At 63.6% G+C, this 19,523-nt stretch carries 18 protein-coding genes; 16 read left to right on the top strand and 2 right to left on the bottom strand.

Annotated features, from left to right (window positions below; all coding sequences use genetic code 11):
• Positions 1-165: 165 nt before the first annotated feature.
• On the top strand, positions 166-1,395 hold the full coding sequence (locus tag RJT48_RS18790) for a hypothetical protein (protein WP_311173891.1): 1,230 nt from the start codon (positions 166-168) through the stop codon (positions 1,393-1,395).
• A 21-nt stretch (positions 1,396-1,416) separates the two neighbouring features.
• On the opposite strand, the gene RJT48_RS18785 is transcribed toward RJT48_RS18790, so the two are convergent.
• Positions 1,417-3,093 carry a glycosyltransferase family 39 protein gene (locus RJT48_RS18785; protein WP_311173890.1) on the bottom strand — a complete coding sequence of 559 codons (1,677 nt, stop codon included), beginning with the start codon at positions 3,091-3,093 and terminating at the stop codon, positions 1,417-1,419.
• 83 nt (positions 3,094-3,176) lie between these two features.
• On the opposite strand from RJT48_RS18785, the gene RJT48_RS18780 reads away from it, so the two are divergent.
• Complete coding sequence (locus RJT48_RS18780; protein WP_311173889.1) at positions 3,177-5,003, top strand: ABC transporter substrate-binding protein; 1,827 nt, start codon at positions 3,177-3,179, stop codon at positions 5,001-5,003.
• On the top strand, positions 5,003-5,887 hold the full coding sequence (locus tag RJT48_RS18775) for a phosphatase PAP2 family protein (protein WP_311173888.1): 885 nt from the start codon (positions 5,003-5,005) through the stop codon (positions 5,885-5,887). Before RJT48_RS18780 ends, RJT48_RS18775 begins: the two co-directional genes overlap by 1 nt.
• 164 nt (positions 5,888-6,051) lie before the next feature.
• On the opposite strand, the gene RJT48_RS18770 is transcribed toward RJT48_RS18775, so the two are convergent.
• Positions 6,052-7,653, bottom strand: a complete 1,602-nt coding sequence (locus RJT48_RS18770; RefSeq protein WP_311173887.1) for a Na+/H+ antiporter NhaC family protein — start codon at positions 7,651-7,653, stop codon at positions 6,052-6,054.
• A gap of 266 nt (positions 7,654-7,919) precedes the next feature.
• On the opposite strand from RJT48_RS18770, the gene RJT48_RS18765 reads away from it, so the two are divergent.
• The 13 genes from RJT48_RS18765 (at position 7,920) to RJT48_RS18705 (ending at position 19,512) form a co-directional block, all read left to right on the top strand.
• On the top strand, positions 7,920-8,189 hold the full coding sequence (locus RJT48_RS18765) for an AbrB/MazE/SpoVT family DNA-binding domain-containing protein (protein WP_311173886.1): 270 nt from the start codon (positions 7,920-7,922) through the stop codon (positions 8,187-8,189).
• 11 nt (positions 8,190-8,200) lie between these two features.
• Positions 8,201-8,680, top strand: coding sequence for a type II toxin-antitoxin system VapC family toxin (locus RJT48_RS18760; protein ID WP_311173885.1), 480 nt, complete (start codon positions 8,201-8,203; stop codon positions 8,678-8,680).
• Between the two features lie 107 nt (positions 8,681-8,787).
• Positions 8,788-9,213 (top strand): universal stress protein, encoded by a 426-nt coding sequence (locus tag RJT48_RS18755; protein ID WP_311173884.1) that lies wholly within the window; start codon positions 8,788-8,790, stop codon positions 9,211-9,213.
• A gap of 156 nt (positions 9,214-9,369) precedes the next feature.
• Positions 9,370-11,076: an outer membrane protein assembly factor BamB family protein gene (locus RJT48_RS18750; RefSeq protein WP_311173883.1), complete on the top strand. Its 1,707-nt coding sequence runs from the start codon at positions 9,370-9,372 to the stop codon at positions 11,074-11,076.
• 157 nt (positions 11,077-11,233) lie between these two features.
• Positions 11,234-11,740: an FKBP-type peptidyl-prolyl cis-trans isomerase gene (locus RJT48_RS18745; RefSeq protein WP_345784766.1), complete on the top strand. Its 507-nt coding sequence runs from the start codon at positions 11,234-11,236 to the stop codon at positions 11,738-11,740.
• 251 nt (positions 11,741-11,991) lie between these two features.
• Positions 11,992-12,369, top strand: a complete 378-nt coding sequence (locus tag RJT48_RS18740; protein WP_311173881.1) for a cupin domain-containing protein — start codon at positions 11,992-11,994, stop codon at positions 12,367-12,369.
• A gap of 83 nt (positions 12,370-12,452) precedes the next feature.
• The gene (locus tag RJT48_RS18735) at positions 12,453-13,193 is read left to right on the top strand and encodes a metallophosphoesterase family protein (RefSeq protein WP_311173880.1); all 741 of its coding nucleotides are present in this window, start codon (positions 12,453-12,455) and stop codon (positions 13,191-13,193) included.
• Positions 13,190-15,388, top strand: a complete 2,199-nt coding sequence (gene ppk1, locus RJT48_RS18730) for a polyphosphate kinase 1 (protein WP_311173879.1) — start codon at positions 13,190-13,192, stop codon at positions 15,386-15,388. Before RJT48_RS18735 ends, ppk1 begins: the two co-directional genes overlap by 4 nt.
• Before the next feature lie 452 nt (positions 15,389-15,840).
• Positions 15,841-16,623 (top strand): DUF7260 family protein, encoded by a 783-nt coding sequence (locus RJT48_RS18725; RefSeq protein ID WP_311173878.1) that lies wholly within the window; start codon positions 15,841-15,843, stop codon positions 16,621-16,623.
• 722 nt (positions 16,624-17,345) lie between these two features.
• Complete coding sequence (locus RJT48_RS18720) at positions 17,346-17,498, top strand: hypothetical protein (protein WP_311173877.1); 153 nt, start codon at positions 17,346-17,348, stop codon at positions 17,496-17,498.
• A gap of 109 nt (positions 17,499-17,607) precedes the next feature.
• Positions 17,608-18,054, top strand: a complete 447-nt coding sequence (locus RJT48_RS18715) for a cytochrome c maturation protein CcmE domain-containing protein (protein WP_311173876.1) — start codon at positions 17,608-17,610, stop codon at positions 18,052-18,054.
• Positions 18,051-18,818: a heme ABC exporter ATP-binding protein CcmA gene (ccmA, locus tag RJT48_RS18710; RefSeq protein WP_311173875.1), complete on the top strand. Its 768-nt coding sequence runs from the start codon at positions 18,051-18,053 to the stop codon at positions 18,816-18,818. The genes RJT48_RS18715 and ccmA overlap by 4 nt, the downstream gene beginning before the upstream one ends.
• Before the next feature lie 19 nt (positions 18,819-18,837).
• A complete protein-coding gene (locus tag RJT48_RS18705) occupies positions 18,838-19,512 on the top strand; it encodes a heme exporter protein CcmB (RefSeq protein ID WP_311173874.1) in 675 nt (224 codons plus the stop codon).
• Positions 19,513-19,523 lie beyond the last annotated feature (11 nt).

The raw sequence follows: 19,523 nt of genomic DNA, 5'->3' as shown, positions 1-19,523 counted from the left end.
ACTTCGACGACGGGAACGCCCCCGTCTCATCACTGGCTGTTGTAACTTTTTCCCGGTGCTCGCCACCCACGGTACCGGCGGGCACCGGGAAGAGACGACAGCAGTCAGTATCACACACCCGCGACGGCACGGAGATTCATTACCGATGGGGGACCATACTCGGCCGTGCAATACCGTTGGGTGCTGCTGTTCCTCCTGCTCGTCGGCGTCGGCGCGCTGGGGAGCGCCGTCGTCGGCCCCGACGACGTCGGGGAGCGACAGGAACCCCCGCGGGAGCAACTCCTCCGACCGGTCGAGAGCGGAACCTACGTGTGGCCCTACACGAGCCGGAGTCGGTCGGTTCAGGGGCGGACGCTCGCGCTGAACGCCGTGATCGTCGGCACCCCTCAAGAAGTCCACAGCGTGCTCACCGACCGCTCGGAGCTGGAGTGGTCGACGGCGGACGGCGACCAGGGGCTTAACGATTCGCGGTCGGTCTCTCCCTGGCGGTCGGCCCGCGGCGCGGCACGCTACACGTACGTCGGAACCGATGCCGGCGATGGGAGGTGGGTCGAATCGGAGTACCAGCTTGCGACCGGTACGTACCTCGGTAGCCGGACGCACATCCGCGCGTATCCCGGGCCGTCCGACGAGTGGACGGCCCTGCAGACGCACACGGAGTACTGGGACTGGTACCGGCTGCGACACTCCGTGACCGGCGTCACCGAGGGCGCACGCACCCTCGAAGGCGACCTGCGCGACGAGCCGTTCATCGATTCGGTCAGCCGCGTCTATCACGGCCACGTCGGCGGCGGCAGCGACGGCTGGATGACGGTGATCGAACTCACCGCCGCGGCGCGGGTCGTGGGCGCCGACCCGGTGGAGAATGGCCTCGCCCCCACGCCGGTCGGCGGGATCGAATCAGTCCCGGTCGTCGCGCTCGCGGTCGCACCGCTGGTCGCGAGACTCGCACGCCGGATCCCCCCGGCTCGTCGGGAAGCGGCCAGGGACGCCGTCCTCCCGCTCGTGCTCGTCGGGATCGTTCTCGGCGTCCGCTCGGTCGGGATCGCCGCCGAGGGGCTGTTTCCGGCGGCGAACCCGAAGCTGTTCGCTGGGGTGCTGTACCCGCTTTTGGTTGTGGCGCCGCTGGGCGCGACCATACTCTTGGCCCGGGGGCGCCCCGCGACGCGAAGCGCCCTGCTCGCCGCGGCGGGCCTCGGTGCGGGTTTCGTACTCGACCTGGGGGCGGTTGGCGTCTCGGTCGTCCCCGTCAGGCTCGTCCTCCACCGGACCGCGCTCGTGGGTGTGCTCGGACTGTTCGCACTCGGCGTCGCGCGCGGCGAGCGGCGGGTCGCCGTCGCCGGCTTGCTCGCCTGGGTCGGGTTCCTCGTCGGCTCGCTTTTCGGGATAGTGTGATCGCGATGCCGCATCGCGCGATCACCTGGGATCGGTGTCACCGACCGCCTCGTAGATCACGACGCCGTCGTTCTCGTAGACCCGCTCCCAGCCGTCGGCGCGCTCGAACGAACGCACGAGCGTTCCCGAGTTGGTCGCAGGCTCCCCACGGACCGTGTACCGGTCTTTCGGCACGTAGACGTGCGAGGGGTCGCCAGCGACGCCGGCCGCGATGTCCTCGACGCACGCGGCGCGTTCGCACAGCGACACCGTCTCGTAGGCCGTCACCTGTCGCTGGTACGCGTCGGCGCTCTCCCACTCGACGCCCCACGGCCCGACGAGGATCGTCCGGCCGGACAGCGCGGGGAACCACTCGGCGGCGTCGCCGAGGGCGACGAACGTCGCGTCGGCGTCGGTCTCCGACGCAACCCACTCCATCGCCGCGACCGCGTCGTCGTCGAGGTACTCGGGCGTCGACGGATCGCTCGGGGACGTAGTCTCGTAAGCGAAGTACGCTCCCCCCGCCACCGTCCCCAGGAGTATCAGAATCACCGCCCCCGCGGCACGTCGGTCGGGGGCGCGGCGGGGGCCGAAACCGATCGCCGTCGACCCGATCGCTCTCGCCCGCGCGAACGCGGCCACAGCCGCCGGGACCAGCAGCGACGCCACCGTGTAGGCGAACCGGGGCTGTCTGAACAGGAGCTCCGCCGCGACGAGCCACGTCGGGAGGAAAACGGACCGTCGGGAGAGGAAATAGAGAACGGCGGGCACCGCAAGCACCAGCCCGGGCGAGAGGCTGCCCCGGAGGGCGTCGGCGCCGCCCCCGACCCCGCCGTGGGTGCCCGCCGCGACGGCGAACACGCCCGGTCCGTGGGTGGCGACGACCCACCACAGCCACGGTGCGGCGAGCAACGCGCCGCCGAGCCCGACGGCGAGACCCGACAGGAGTCCGCGCGGCGTGCGGTGCAGCGTCCCCCAGAGGACGAGGTAGCTTACGACGACGAATAACGCGTATACCGGGTGGGTGAGCACCGTCGCGCCGAACGCGATTGCGCCGATCGCGATCACCCTCCAGGGGAGGGCCTCCTGACGGTTCGTCCGCGTAAAGACGTGGTAGCCCGCGTAGATCGCGACTACCGCATAGAGGAACCCGAACGCCCGGACGACGCCGCCAGCAGAGACGTGCCACTCGAGAACCTGCGGGTTCAGCGCGACCAGTCCGGCCGCGGCGGCCCCCGCCGGCCGGGAGTCGGCGATATCGCGGCCGAGCAGATAGAGCGGGATCGACGCGGCCACGACGGCGACGCCTGGTAGAAGCCGGGAGACTGCGATCGGGTCGGCGCCGAGGTCGAGTAAAAGGGCGAACACGTAGAACTGTAGCGGGGGGTAGGCGAAGGGGACGCCGGTGGCGGTGTACCCCGGGATCCGGACGGGGAGCGCGTAGCCGTTCGCGAGGATTTCCGCAGCGATCTGCGCGTACAGGCCCGCCCCGTGAGCGGGGTAGGCATTCGTCGCGAGGTAGATGGCGACGGCGACGACGCCCGGGAGTACGGCGAGCACGAGCCAGGGCCGATCCCGGGTGTCGACCGGAAGCGCGCCGCGGATTCGGCGACTGACGGCGCGGGCCTCGGTCGATCGCGGTTTCGCGTCGGAGTCGGCGCTCTCGTCCGCTGCCGGCGGTTCACGGTCCGGGTCGTCCGTCGGGTCGTCGCGATTCATAGATCAGCAGGGCACAAGGAACGGTAGTCGTCCCAGACAGCCAAACCCAAGCGCTATTACTTTCGTCCGGCTACGACATAGCTATGGCGCAGTCGTCGAACGACGGGACTGTCCGGCGGCGGGCGGTACTCGGTACCCTCGCAGCCGGAACCTCGGCCAGTCTCGGCGGCTGTCTCCGGCGCGCTCGGTCGATTACGGGGTGGAACACGCAGGACCAGATCAGTCTCCGTATCAAGACGCTGCCGGCGGATTCTGACCCCTACGCGCTCGGGGCCGCCCGGTCGATCGCGTCGTGGTACGGGGCGGCGGGGATCGACGCCCAGGTGGTGCCGGTCTCCGAGGAAGAACTCCTCCGGCAGGTCCTCCTGAGCAACGACTTCGACGTGTTCGTCGCCCGAGGACCGGGCCGGAACCCCGATCCCGACGTCCTCTATGGGCTGTTACACTCTCAGTTCGCCGACACGCGCGGGTGGCAGAACCCCTTCGGGTTCGTCGACCTCGACGTCGACGAGTGGCTCGAAACCCAAAGACGGGTCGACGGCGACCGGCGACGAAAGGTGGCCGCCGACCTCCAGCGGTCGATCGTCCGCTCCCAGCCGTTCACCGTCCTCGCGTTCCCCGACGACATCCGCGCCGTTCGGCGGGCGAACTACGCGAACTGGCGGACCGCGAACCTCCAGTCCTCGCAGGGCTACCTGGTGCTCGAACGGAGCACCGAGAGCACGGAGGCCGAAACCGAAGAGTCGGCGGACGTGCTCCGGATCGCGACGACCGACCGCCGCGCGACGGAGAATCTGAACCCCCTGTCGGTCGAGTACCGTCGATCAGGCGTGTTCACGGGGCTGGTGTACGACACAATCGGCTATTTCACCCCCGAGGGAACGAGTCCGTGGTTGGCTGACTCGTGGACGTTCACCGAAACCGGCGACGCCCCCCGGGCGAGGGTACAGTTGCGGTCGGACGAACAGTGGCACGACGGGGAGCCAGTGACCGCCGAAGACGTCGCATTCACGTACGCACTGCTCGCCGACACGTCACTCGGATCAGCGAGCGATGAGGCAGAGACATCGGCGAATTCGCGGATCCCCGCGCCGCGGTTTCAGGGCCGCACCGACCTGGTCGACGACGTCATAGCCGCCGAGCAGGACGTCGCAATCTTCCAGTTTGCCGACTGTTCGCCGCGCGTGGCGACGCGCGCGTTCACCGTCCCGATCCTCCCGGAACACGTCTGGAGGGAGCGGACGGAACCGGCGTCGATCAGCGGCATCGAGGTGGGAACCGCGACGGAGGCGCTCGTGACGAACAACATTCCGCCCGTGGGCAGCGGTCCGTTCCAGTTCGTCCGCAACACGCCGCGGGAGTCGCTGGTGTTCGAAGCCAACCCTGATCACTTCCTCCTCGGCGGGACGGACAGCGAGGCGTCGCGAACCGTCGGCCCGCCGGCGTTCGATCGACTCGTCGTCCAGGTCGTCGGCTCCGACGACGCTGCAGTCGGGGTCGTCGCCGAGGGCGACGCCGACGCGACCGGAACCCCTGTCGGGGCGAGCACCGTTCCACGGATCGGCCGGAGCCAGTCGCTCGAACTGGTGGTGAAAGGGTCCAATATCCCGTATCTCGTCGGATACAACACGCGGACGGCCCCGCTCTCGAACCCCCGGTTCCGGGGGACACTCGCACGGCTCGTTGATCGGAAACACCTCGTATCCGAGATGTTCGACGGGTACGCCCGCCCCGCGACGACGCTGCTTTCGGGCACGGAGTGGGAGCCGTCGGACCTTCGGTGGGACAGCGGCGATCCGGTCGCGCCGTTTCTCGGATCGGACGGCGAGATTGCCGTCGGACGGGCCCGCGAAGCGTTCCGCGATGCGGGGTTCGGATACGATGACGGCCGGCTCGTCGGGGGGACATAATGGCACTCATCGACGTACTGCTCCAGGTCGGAGTCGTGGTCGTTCTCCTGCATCTGGTCGCCTACCGGCTGGTCGTCACCGGCCGTGCGGAACGCGGTCAGGGTCTTGGATGGAGGCCCCCGGGTCAGGTCGTGCCGGCGGGTCGGCAGATGTGGCAGAACCTGACCACGGTCGCCCCGACGCTGGGCGTGCTCGCAGCCGTCCTCGCGGTCAACAAGGTCGTCCGCGACGTCGGTGTCGAGCTCTCGTGGCTCATCGGGATCAACCTGACCCGCTACATCTATCTACTGGAATCGCAGTTCGTCGCATTCGTCCAGAGCTTCGCCAATCCGGCCCTGACGGCGTACTTCGGCTTCGTGTACGTGTTCGGCTACACGTTCCTGCTGACGTTTCCCATCGTCGCGTACGCCGTCCACGACGACGCCCGGCCGCTGCGTGTGCTGTTCGGCGCGTACATCCTGAACTACGGGCTGGGACTGCTCTGTTACGTGCTGGTCGTCGCCTACGGGCCGCGGAACTTTATGCCCGAACTGGTCGAGCCGCTGCTCTATACGAACTGGCCGCAGTCACAGTTGCTCGTCCAGCAGGTGAACACGAACACGAACGTGTTCCCCTCTCTGCACACGTCGCTTTCGGTGACGGTCGCGCTGCTCGCCGCCCGATTCCGCTCGGTCTACCCCCGCTGGTTGCCCATCGCGGTCGTGCTGGCGGCCTCGATCACCGTCTCGACGATGTACCTCGGGATCCACTGGGCGACGGACGTCGTCGCGGGCGTCGTCGTCGCCTGGGTGAGCGTCGTCCTCGCGGCGCGACTCGACCGGGAGTCGATGAAACGGTTGCGCCGTCGGTGGCGACAGCGGAAGTCCAGAACGGTCTCGAAGTGAACGAGTCGCCGGGAAACGGCAATCCTGGCGAGGGTGCCAGCGGCGCGATCCGCAAGCGGTCGAGAACCGTGTCTCACACCGACTGTTGGAGTCACTCACCGGTGGTCGCCGGTAGCGGTGGGTACGAGCACCGGGAAAAGGACAGCAGTCTGTATCAGTCCGTCTCAGTCGTTCTCGGCCGGCGCGATATCGGACGCATCGACCGCCTGGATGGGCTCTAGACCGCGCATCCTGGCGTGGAGTTCGGAGAGCCCGTACACGAGTCCGACGAGGATGACGACCCCCAACAGAAGCAGCAGGACCGGGGAAATTCCGGTGAATCCCCAGACGAGCATCAGCACCGCCACCACGATGGCGACGGTCCCGGCGTAGTACAGTTGTGTTCGGACGTGGTCGATGAGGTCGGCGCCCGTGAACGTCGAGGACAACACAGTCGTATCCGAGATGGGCGAGCAGTGATCCCCGAAGATCGCCCCGGAGAAGATCATCCCGACCATCACCGACACTAGCTGGTGGCTGCCGGCCAGATCCCAGGCGACGGGAATCGCGATGGGCGTCAGGATCGTCATCGTGCCCCAGGAACTGCCGGTCGTGAAGGCGATGAACCCGGCGGTGACGAACACGACCACCGGCAGGAGTTCGGGGGTGAGGAATGCGTTGACGACGCTGGCGACGTAATCGCCCGTCCCCAGTGCCGAGACGACCTCGCCCAGCGACCACGCGAGCACCAGGATGGTGACCGCCGTGAGCATGATCCCGAAGCCGTCGATGGTCGTATCGACGCTCTCGCCCAGCGAGAGGACGTCGAAGACGTACCCGATGATATACGTCGAGACGACCATCGCGAACGAGCCGAGTACGAGCGCCAGCGCGTAGTCGGCGTTTTCGATCGCGCCGCGGAGCGTCGCGTCACCGAAGAGCCCCCCACTCCACAGTGCGGTCACGAGGACGCCCGCGATCAACACGAGAATCGGAACGATAAAGGACGACAGCCGGGGGTCGTCGACGTTCGGACTGCCCAGGTCGCCCTCGACGTCCTGCATCGGTCTGGCGTCGTCGCGGGTGACTTTTCCGGTTTCGGCGGCCCGCCGCTCGGCGGTCAGCATCTCCCCGTAGTCCCGCTGGGAGAGGACGATGACCCCGACCATCGCGATGGCGAGGATCGAGTACATATTGTACGGGATCGAGTTCAGAAAGACGGTAAAGGAGTCCGGAATCTGCCCCTGGGGAATCCCCGTCGCCTCGTACCCCTGTTCGATCATCGACAGCTGGAACGCGACCCACGAGGAGATGGCGAGCGTCGCCACCGGCGCGGCCGTCGAGTCGACGAGGTAGGAGAGCTTCTCTCGCGAGATGTGAAGGTTATCGGAGATGTCTTTCATCGTGCTCCCGACGACGGCGGTGTTGGCGTAGTCGTCGAAGAACAGGACGACGCCGAGCACCCACGTCATCACCCCGGCCTTGCGCTGGGTGTCGACCTTTTCGAGCGCCCAGTTGCGGATCGCGTGTGAGCCCCCGAGTCGCCACATCATCGCCACGGCCGACCCCAAAAGCAGCGTGAAGATGATGATCTGTGCGTGGAACACGCTCTCCCCGACCGCCGTCGCGACCCAGTCGAACGTCTGGACGATCCCGAGGTTCTCGGCGTAGATGATCCCGCCGGTCCAGATCCCGAGAAAAAGCGAGAGGACTGCCTTGCGGGTGATGATCGCCATCGCGATCGCGATCAGTGGCGGGACAACCGAGAGGAATCCACCTTCAGCCATGAGAGTTGCTATCTAATAACAACTATTTATACGTATGGGAACACTCGCCGAGTTCGGTGGATGGTTGCTCGATCGGCGCGGGGTCAGACAAAAAAGATGCACATCGTCCAACGTCGTTGTGGGTGTCATAGAGCGATCACACTGTGGATAGTTTCATCGTACGACGGACTGAAAGAGCTGCTGTGTGGAGCTGCGTACTGATCAGTGTTTCAAGTAGCGAAACTACTTTATATGTAAGTGGTTTAGTGGGAAACAGGTGAGATAAAATGGGAGAGACGTCGTTGGAAGCCGAGAGCGGGGAAGAAATCACCCTCAGAGTGGATGATCGGGGACGGGTAACGCTCCCAAAAGAGGTTCGAGACCGATTAGGAATCGAATCGAACGATACCATTCCTGCAACCCTTGTTGGGTCGGTCCTCGAAGTCAACCCGAAACCAAGCTCGAAATTAGAGACAGCAACAGCCAACCGGGATCGTTGGGAGAACACGACTCCAACTGATGCCGGAGAAACGCTCTTTGGACCGATGGATCAGTGAGTGGCTCTCCAGTGACTGATTCTCTTCCGAGTGAGGTAACGGTTCTCACTGATGTGAATGTGCTCGCAATCGCGCTTACTGATGATCATCCTGCATATGACGACGTGTATCCGTGGATTCAGGACGCAATTGATGGGCCAAACGTCTTGCTCGTGTTCGATTACTATCCGTTGCGAGCGCAGTATCTGATGACGAGCAATTTCGGTGTGGACGCAACTGCTGCTCGAAACGCGATCCAGTCGCTTGTTCGGAGCCCCGCACGAATCATCGGTGCCACTGAGACAGTGTTGCTCGAAGCGTACGAGATTAGCGCCGAGAAAAATCACGACGTGTACGATTCGTTCATTTTAGCGCTTACACGAGCATATGACGCCGATTATCTGATCACGACTGACGGTGATTTCGACGATCTGTGCGAGGGTGAAGATGTCAAATACGTCAATCCGATCCCGCCTGAGAAACGTGAGAAATTAACACTCATTGATGGATAGTCGGTCTGCGATACATATGTGGACTGAACTGACCGATTCCCCTGTTGAGTCTAGTACCATCGCTATCACACCCGTGTTATTAGTATTCGAATACAGACATTGGGGGTATGGACACCGTCTTGGTCCCATACGACGGATCGACGATGGCACGCGGGGCACTGGAGTTCGCCTGCGAGACGTTCGACGACGCTGAGCTGGTCGTTCTGTACGTGGTCAACACCTCGATCACCTTCGAACCGGAGACGTACGTCGGGGTGAAGTTGGGCGAAATCTACGAGAAACGGGAAAAAGAGGGGGAGAAACATCTCGACGAGGCAGTGGAGATCGCCGACGGGTACGATCGGTCGATCACGACCGTGCTCGATCACGGCGAACCGTCGAAGGTGATCCTCAAGCAGATCGAGGAACGTGACGTCGATCACGTGGTGATGGGAAGTCACAGCCAGGGGACGATCGAGCGGTTCTTCCTCGGGAGCGTCTCCGAGCGCGTCGTCGAACGGGCGCCCGCGTCCGTGAGCGTCATCCGGGAGTGACGTTCGTGCGGAAAATCTCCCCGGGCAGAGTTTCCTGCCCCCGAAACTGCCTGCAGGATCCCCGCCGGGACCACGTGCGAAAGGATTTATGTCACCATAGAGACACGGTCGAGATATGACTACTGGGACACCACCGTCATCCGGTGATTCGAGCCGATGACGCTCACGCCCCGATGGGAGTCTACCACCGACGCGGACGCCCGCGTCCGATACTGTCGACCGGGGGTCGTCTGCGTGGGGATCTCCGACTCCCGACACGGTCCGGCCGTGAGGATTCTCTCCGCTGCGACTGGCAACGAGCGCGGCCGCGTCGATATCACCGGCCAGTTCCGGAGCGCCGTCTACCGCGAGGCGCCGGGGCTGCTCTTCGTCACCACCCGCGAGGACGACGTGTACGCTGTCGACCCGGAGACGGGCAAGAAACAGTGGGAGGCGAACGCCGCGGCCGTCGGGCCGGCGACGGCGGAGATGGTGTACACGTACGGCGGGGCGACCGTGTGGGCGGTCCGAGCCGCCGACGGCACGCGTGAGTGGACGGCGGTCCTGCCCGATGCAGTGAGCAGCGTCCACAGTCCCGATCGGCTGGACGGGGAGACGCTGCGTCTGACCGTCGGCGACCACCGCGACACCAGTCTCGTGGGAATCGACGCCGGGACCGGAACGGAACGGTTCCACCACCAGTCCCCCGACGTCAAGGAGTATCTCGTCGACGGCCGAACGATCCTCGCGCTCGTCGAGGACGAATATCAGGTGCAGGAAGTCGTCCGCATCGACGAGCGAACGGGCGGCGAGCAGTGGTCGCATACGCTCGCGGACCCAGGCAACGTCGACCAAGATACCGTCGAGGTTCGCGACGATGCGATCTACCTCGGCACGGGCGAGGACGGCGGCATCACCGTCCTGGACCCGGTGACCGGCCGGGTGATGGAAACACTGGAGGGATACAGCGGGCTCTTTTTCCACTCCGGGATGCTCTACTCGGCGAAGAACGGCGCCGCCGATTCGCTCGAACTCCACGCCATCGACCCGGGGACGCGACGGGTCGCGTGGCGCACTGGCATCGATCACCAACTGACTGGTATCGCGTTCGACGGCGAGTCCGAGGACCTGTACCTGAGCGGTGGCGGCGAGGACGAACCCAGCACGGTGTATCGAATCAACGGGGCGACAGGACAGGTCAGGTGGGAGTGTCCGATCGGCGAGACGGTCGATTCGATGCTGGCCGAGGCGTCGCCGCTTCTGGCGCACAGTTCGCTCCATCCGATGATGGCTGGGATGTTCAGCGACGACGGTAGAGCCGATCAGAGCATCTACGCGATCGACAAACAGCGCGGCCGCGCCGTCTGGAACTTCTCCGTCGAGAGCGCGGATGTCAGGGCCGCAACCGACAGACACGTCGTGATTCCGGACGACGGCAAACTCTTCGTGCTCGACCGGGACGACGGCCGGATCGAACTGGACGTCGACTACGACGACTACGATCTCGCGGCCGACGCGCTGTTTACGGCGACGGAAACGACGCTGTCGGCGTATCCCCTGAGCGAAACGTCGGCCGCGTTCTCAGCCGGGGGCGCGGCGACGGACGACGACGGGGATACAGCGATCTACGACGATACGGATACGGCGATCTACGACGATACGGATGCGGCGACCCGGGAAACGGACCTCGGAGCGGCGAACACGAGCGCGACGGAGCGACGGAGCGAGGACGACGACGAGACGTCCCCTTCGGAAGGAGCCACCAGGGCGTTTGCCAGCAGTGATTCCGGCTCCCCGTCGTTCTGTCCCGGGTGTGGCACCGATCTCGGTTCCCACGCCGACGCCAGCTTCTGTCCCGACTGCGGGGCCAACTTCACCGACTGATACTGATTACTCTCACTGTTTCCCGCCGATCGCCACACCCGTTGGCGGCGTTCGGCGGGAAGCGACGAGAGTGATCAGTATCAGAGCCCAAATCGCTGTTCGAAGAAGCTTGTGGGAGTCTGCGCGGAGGATCGGCGGAGGTGAGCCGACAAATACGATGGGTTTTCCGTACGGAGAGCGTTGTTCTAATGTGACAATAGCTACTGGCGACGCGGTGACGTTCGAGTACACTGGACGGCTGGACGATGACGGCGTCGTCTTCGACACCTCGCGGAAATCGATCGCGGAAGAGACCGGCCTCGCCGACGCCCAACCGCAGCGGGAGTACGGGCCAATAACGGTTGAAGTCGGCGCCGAGCAGGTAATCCAGGGCCTAGACGAGGGACTCGTCGGGCTGGAAACGGGCGAGACCAAGACGTTCGCGGTCCCCCCGGAGAAGGCCTACGGGAAGTGGAGCGACGAGCGAGTCCAGGAGTTCGAAACGGACGAACTCCGCGAGGTCCTCGGCGGTAAGACCCCCGAAGAAGGCACATACCTGGAGGCGCAAAGCGGCGAGCAGGGTGAAGTGATCGACGTCGACAACGACGTCACCAGGGTGGATTTCAACTCCGAACTCGCAGGAGAGACGCTGGAGTTCGAGGTCGAGGTCGTCTCGATCGACTGATACTGATTACTCTCGTCGCTTCCCGCCGAGCGCCGTCGACGGGGGTAGCGATCGGCGGGAAACAGTGAGAGTAATCAGTATGAGACTGTCGGACAGCCAGCGACCGCGGGTTTGCCGACTGACAGGGCTTTTGTACCTGTTTTCAGGGATCACAGAGAGGCTGCTGACAGACGACCGGAGAGCCCCACGCCACCCCAGAAGCGGCAAAGGCCGTGGACAAATCCAAGTTCTCGCCCACGAATAGGTGCGTGATGGCAGAGACAGATTCGACACCGCGCATCCGCCGGGCATCCGAAATCGCCTACGAGTCGGTCGAGTTGGCCGAGGGGCTGCAGAAAGGCGTCCTGTTAGGTGACGAACAGGGCACGCCGAACTTCAATATGCGCCGCTTCCTCCTCGAACCGGGCGCACGCGTCCCGCGACACACCAACGAGGTCGAACACGAACAGTTCGTCGTCGAGGGCGAATACGAGGTTGGCATCGGTGAGGAGACACACACCGTCTCGGCAGGCGATTCCCTACTGATTCCGGCCGGCGTCGAGCACTGGTACCGGAACGACAGCGACCAGCAAGGGTCGTTCCTCTGTGTCGTCCCGAAGGACGAGGATCAGATCACCGTGCGCGAGTGAATTCCGGAGGAGTACAGAGCACTACAGAGGCCGGTATAGTAAACATATAAACCGTGTATACCGGGGCTGTGGAGAATGCAGTAATGAGCGATCGCCCTACCCGCCATCGACCGCACTCGGAGGCTGCAGATCTGGACGTGAGAACCCAAATCGCCAGCCATCGACGAGTCGATCCCGACAACTGGAAGAATATCTACGTCATCGGCGACGTCCACGGCTGCCGGGCCACTCTGGAACGGTTGCTCGACCAGATCAGCTTCGACCCGACTGATCTGCTCGTCTTCGTGGGTGACCTCGTCCGGAAAGGCCCCGACAGTGCAGGGGTGCTCGATTTCGTCCGCATCCACGACAACGCAATCAGCGTCCGCGGGAACAACGAACAGGGCCTCATCGACGGGACGAAATCGGCCCCGGGGCTGGACGGCGACGATATCGCGTATCTCGAATCGTTCCCAGTCGCGATCTCCTGGGACGACCGATTGGTCGTCCACGGAGGCGTCGACCACCGCAAGCCACTCGGCGACCACGACATCGACGACCTCCTGTCGATGCGGTCGCTGACTGGGGGCGGGTACGAGCGGCCGTACTGGTTCGAGCGCAGACGACAGACACCGCGAGTGTTTTTCGGGCATACGGTGCTCGCTGAGCCGTTCGCCACACCGTGGGCGGTCGGACTCGATACGGGGTGTGTCTACGGCGGGTCGCTGACCGCATACGACTGTGCGAACGAGGAGTTCATCGCCGTGGCGCCGCCGGAGACGCACAAAGAACGGAGCGACGATAGCATCGTCGCGCCACGCCCGGAACTGGTACACGAGCGATGACGGACGAGGGAGCGTCGTCGTCCGTCGACCTCGACGATCCGGCGTACTACCTGAACAGGGAACTGAGCGAACTGCGGTTCCAAAAGCGGGTGCTGCACGAAGCCCGCGACGAGCGGACGCCCCTACTCGAACGCGTCCGCTTTCTCGCTATTTTCACCCGCAATATGGACGAGTTCTTTATGAAGCGCGTCGGGGGGTTGAAACAGCAGATCGACGCCGGTGTCACGGAGCGGACCGTCGACGGTCGCACACCCCGGGAGCAGTGGAGCGAGGTGCTGGATACCGCGCGGCCGATGTTCCGAAAGCAGGCTGACTGCTACCGTGAGACGGTCAAACCCGCGTTGGCCACGAACGGAATCCAGGTGCTCGAGTACGACGAGCTGACGGACACCGAACAGGCGGAGATGCGCACGTACTTCGACGAATCGGTACTCCCAACGCTGACGCCGCTGTCGTTCGATCCCGCACACCCGTTTCCGTTTATTTCGAACCGAAGTCTCTCGTTGGCGGTGCTGACGCGCAAACGTCCCGACGAAGAGTCGACGTTCACCCGGGTGAAGATCCCGCCAAACAGGCCGCGGCTCGTGGCGATCGAAGCTGGAAGCCGGTACGTCCGCATCGAGGAGGTGATCAGGGCGAACCTCGATCTGCTGTTTCCGAACGTCGAAGTCGTCGACACGGCACTGTTCCGGCTGACCAGAAACGCCGAGGTACGGCGGGACGAGGAGGTTGCGGAGGATCTCATCGACATCATCGAGGAAGTGATCGAACAGCGGCGGTTTGCGACGGTAGTCAGACTGGAACTCGAAGCTAGCGCCCCCGGGCAGGTCCGAGAGACGCTCGTCGAGCAGCTGAATCTGACCGAGCAGGAAGTGTTCGAGCTGCCCGCCCCGCTGGATTTCCGTGATTTCGAGGTGCTGACGGACCTCGACCGGCCGGATCTCCACGTCGAGCGCTGGGAGCCGCTTCCCCATCCACGTCTGACGCCGAGCCGTTCCGGAACCGACACGCGGCTGGACGGAACACAGGACGGTGACGTCTTTGCGAAAATCAGCGACGGCGATATCCTCCTCCATCACCCGTATCATTCCTTCGAAGATACGGTGCAGCGGTTCCTCGAAGCAGCCGCCTCTGATCCGGATGTCCTCGCGATCAAAGCAGCCATCTACCGGACCGCAAGCGACTCCCAGATCATCCAGTCGCTCATCGACGCCGCAGAAAACGGCAAGCAGGTTGCCGTGATGGTCGAGCTCAAAGCGCGGTTCGACGAACAGAACAACCTCGAGTGGGTCCGAACGCTCGAGGAACACGGGATCCACGTCGCCTACGGGACTGTCGGCCTGAAGACCCACACGAAGACGGCACTGGTGGTTCGTCGCGAGGACGACGGCGTCAAGTTGTACTCCCACATCGGCACGGGAAACTACCACTCCGAGACCGCAAAAGGATACGTCGACCTCGGGCTCCTGACCAGCGATGGGGATATCGGGCGTGACCTCGTGAAGCTCTTCAACTTCTTCACCGGCCCGTCGCTCGACGAACAGTTCCACAAATTACTCATCGCGCCCGTGGCGATGCGCGACCAGTTCACGCGGTTCATTCGACGGGAAGCCGCACACGCCCGCGAGGACCGATCCGCTCGCATCGTCGCCAAAGTGAACGGGCTGGAGGATCCCGCGATCGTTCGGGAGCTGTATGAGGCGTCCGAAGCCGGCGTCGACATCGATCTCGTGGTCCGAGACATCTGTCGGCTCCGGCCCGGTGTCCCCGACATCAGCGAGAACATCCGTGTTCACAGCCACGTCGGCCGGTTTCTCGAACACTCCCGCATCTTCTACTTCGAGAACGGTGGTGACCCCGAGTATTACATCGGGTCGGCGGACTGGATGACGCGAAACCTCGACTACCGCGTCGAGGCTGTCGCACCGATCACCGACCCCACGATTCAAGCGCAACTCCAGTTCATCCTGCGGCTGCTGTTGGCGGACAACCGTCGCCGCTGGGTGATGAACGCCGACGGAAGTTACACACAGCAACGCCCGGACGACGAGCGAGTCATCGACACGCAGGCCGTCTTGATGGACGAAGCCCGGCGGGTCCACGAAAGCGAGGAGTGGACGCAGGGGATTGCTCGGGAGACTGACCTGCCGGATGCAGGTCTACTGATCGACGGAGAGGCGTCGAGTGCCGAATAGGACCTGTAGAGACGGGAGAGTCGGAGAGACGGAGTTGCAGTGGCTGATCGGCCGCTGTCGTGCGCCGGAGGTGTCAGCGATAGTGTTTCGATGAGAAACACCCGGGTCTCTCGTGGTATCGATCGGCTTCACGAACGGACGTCCAGGGGAATCAGCGGAGCGCGCATTGGTCGCAGGTCACCGGTCGAGGGAGGCTCCGAGCCACTTGTTGCTGTCCGCGAGACCACGGATCGATTCGAGCAACCTTGCCGCCTTCAGATATAGTAGCGCCCGCAACTGATTGCTCATCCGATCGAACGCAGTCGTGTGATCGTGTGAGCGAAGACTTGCGAACGCTACTATAGCTTCGTGGAGCGTGACGCCCATCGGAAATACATACCCGTCAATACCCGTCTCATCGGCTCTGTAGACCTATTATAAGCCTTTACGCGGATTCCACAGCGAGGGCAGGTATGAGCTCAACAGTCGTCGTGGAGGAGGATGATATACGTCGTCTCTTCGGTGAGCTTCGTTCGTGCATTCGGATCGAACGGCGGTGTGTCGTCGACGAACTGGAAGCGTTCCAGGCGTTTCAAGACCGGGTAGAAGGTGTTAGCCCCTCGAAACCGATCCGCGTCGATAGCCGGCCACGATCCGTGCAGCACAGACAGACACTGGGACTGAACACGGTCCGGGACGAGTACGAATCGACCGTGATGAGCGTTCCACACTACGACGAGGAGTACGACGATAGCTACGAGGAAAGCGTCATCGAGGAGTTCGGCCCGGAGGTCGGGTTTCTGCTCACCGAGGGGTCGTGTTTCGATAGCCGGCTCAAGCAAGCGTTGCTCGACAGAGCACAGCAGTGTCAATCGGAACGGGAAGGGCTCCTGCGGACCCTCGATATCGAATCGGAATCGGTTACCGAGGTCGAAGAGGAGATTTCGCCCGTCGTTGCCGAACTTCAGTCTTTTTCGACGGAGCGTTCGCTACAGGAGAACTACGGCGTGATCGAGGCGGAGTGGTCGCGGCTGGCTGTGCTATCCGGCAAAGTGAATCAGATCGCAACCGACCGACAGCGGGCGATCAACCGACAGCGCAGGGAGTTCGAAATCGGCATCGACGCGCCCGATATCCCGACGTATCTCTACCAGGGTTTCGAGGACCGATATCCGCTTCTCTCGGTGCTTGTCGACGTCGAAAGACGGATCCAGGCGTTCCACTCCGAGCGGGAGCAGACGCTGTCGCAGGTCTGATACTGTCGGCTGTAGGTCTGTGGAGAATTTCGCGACTCCGGGTCGCGAATGTATCGAAGAAGTTACAGCCGATAGTACGAGAGCGCCTTCCGGAGCCGCGGAATCGCTACGAACCGGTGGCTGCGCCGCTTGGGTGTCGCAGCGGTTGCAGCTCTTCGGTGGAGAACCACGATCCGCCCCGTGAGCCACTCTATTCGCGCGCGTATACACTGATATGCGTCCCGACAAGTGCCTGCTACCACGTGAGGTAAACACCGTCGCTTCGGGGGTTCCTTGCCCGCTCGCTCACTCCGTTCGCTCGCGGTGCGTAGATCCACTGTCGTCCAACAGCGAAGAGATGATGAGTCGCTTGATTCCACGTCGGGGGAGACCACTGGCTGCAGGTTTCGAGATGTCCAGATCAGCGGCGATGACGAAGGTTTCTGGGAACGGTCCGGTTCGATTGGTCGACACTGGGGTGGTTCCGATGATGTTGGTCTTTCGATAGTAGAATCTACTTTCGCGGTCCGACCTGGTGGTTGAATAGCGTCGCCCAGATACCCTCGAACCGGCTAGTGATAAATGACGGGCCAACACCGGCGGGGAGGTAGAATTTCGGTTCAGTCGCTCTGGCTCGGTCGTCGGTGTGGTTTCGCTGTGCCATACAGAGAATGGACGACCGGTAACCCTATTCTTCTGTAGCTTAACCGTTTAATTCACTTATACCGGGTTCAGAATATTTGATGGATTCCCCGGACTACTTCCGCCCGTTACTCGGTGGCAACGGTGAGAACGACGGAGGGGGAGAGATACTGTCGGAGAAACTGTTGATGCAGTCGCTCGCCTCCCTGCGAGCGAGCAGGCGTCTCAGGACGTCCGTCCGAACAGGACGGTAGTGTTTGTCAGCCTTCGATCACGCGATCGCACGACTGCGTTCGATCGGATGCGCAATCAGTTCCGAACGCTACGACGTTTTTCGAGCGGCGGTGCCGTCCGGAACACCCGATGCAACCGGAGTCCCGACCGCAGTGGTTCGGTACAATGAAGGGCGACCGCGTACGAATCACACAAGTGCGCCGGAAGAACAAACTGCTCGTCACGACCGTCGGGATACTCGTCCTCTTGGCCGCCCTCGGCGTGACGAGTATGAACGCCTCGGCCGCGTTCGTATCACCGACGCAACTCTCCGAATCCGACGGCACGTATCAGGAGGAGTGGGTCAACCTCGAAGGCGTCGTCACCGACCTCGAGGTCGACGGAGAGACGATCACCTTCGAGGTGACCGACGAGAACCACACCGTTCCCGTGGTGTACGAGGGGACGGTCCCCGATACACTCCAGGACGGCCGTGTCGTCGTCGCCAAAGGGCAGTTCGAGGGAGACCGGCTAGTCGCAAACAAGCTCTCCGTCCGTGCCCACGAAGGCGAGGAACGACCTGAGAGCGCTCGATGACGCCGGACGTGGAACGCGCGGAGACGACCTCGAAACCACCGGCTATCGAGGTCGAACGCGTGACGAAAGCCTACGGGCACTTCACCGCCGTCGATGGCCTGTCGTTCGCCGTCGAGCGCGGCTCGACGGTCGGGCTGTTCGGACCGAACGGTGCGGGCAAGACGACGTTGCTTCGGATGATGGCTGGGCTCGCGCGACCGACTCACGGAACGATCACGGTCGACAGCGTGGAAGTCACCCCGGACGACCACACCATCTACCGAACGATCGGCGTCGTCACTCACGAGACGATGCTGTACGACGACCTCACCGCCCGAGAGAACCTCAGGTTCCACGCGGATCTCCACCGCGTCGACGACCCCGCAGATCGGTGTGCGTCAGTGCTCGAGACAGTCGGCTTATCCCACCGCGGGAGCGACCGACCGGCAGCGTTCTCACACGGCCTGCGAAAGCGGCTGTCGCTCGCCCGAGCACTGCTCCACGACCCGGACGTGCTGTTGCTCGACGAACCGTACACCGGACTCGACCAGCGCTCCGTCGCCGACCTCGAATCCGTCCTCGACGGATTCGACGATCGGACCGTCGTTCTGACGACGCACGACCTCGAGCGCGGTGTCACCCGCTGCGACCGGGCACTCGTCATCGACCGGGGTCGTCTCGAAGCGGACCTCGCGCTCGACGACGCGGCGTCGTTTGCCGCGGAGTATCGCCGGACGATCGGCGTCAAGTCAGACCCGGAACGCACGGGAGAAACGGCACGATGACAACCGCCGGCACGGGGCGATGAAGGCATTTCTCCGAGCGATCTACCGAGTGTTCAGGAAGGATATCCGGATCGAACAGCGGACGAAGCAGGTGACGACGACTGTCGCTGTCTTCGCGCTGCTCGTCGTGCTCGTGTTCGCGTTCAGTTTCGTCCAGACGCTACAGCGTTCGACGTTGCTCGGACGCGGTGCGCTGTGGATCGCCTTCGTGTTCGCCGGGACAATCGGCGTCACGAAGATAGTCGAACTCGAAGACAGAAACGGGGCGCTCGACGGGATGCTGGTCGCCCCGGTCGACCGGTCGGCAATCTACCTGGGGAAGGTGCTCAGTGCAGCAGTGTTCATTTTTGCGGTGAGTCTGGTGACGCTCGGCGCGACAACGGTCTTTCTCGGGTACAGTCCGTCGCTCCCCACGGCAGTCTCGGTCGCGGCCGTGCTCCTCGTCGCCGCCATCGGATTTGCCGCTATCGGCGTCGTCGTCTCGGTTCTGACGTTCCGGTCGGGCCTCGACGAACTCGCGCTACCGGTCCTCCTCGTTCCGCTCGTCGTTCCGCTGCTCCTCGCCGGGGTCGAACTCACCGCAGCGCTCGAAAGCGGTTCGCCGCTTGGCGGATGGCTCAGATTGCTCGGCCTGTACACCGGGATCGTGCTACTCGCTGGCGTCGCAACCTTCGAGTACGTCGTCGAGACGTGACACCGGAAGCG

Source organism: Halobellus ordinarius (genome assembly GCF_031823395.1).
GTDB classification, from domain to species: domain Archaea; phylum Halobacteriota; class Halobacteria; order Halobacteriales; family Haloferacaceae; genus Haloquadratum; species Haloquadratum ordinarius.
Note: the sequence above shows the minus strand (reverse complement) of the source record. Positions and strands in the feature narration are given on the sequence as shown.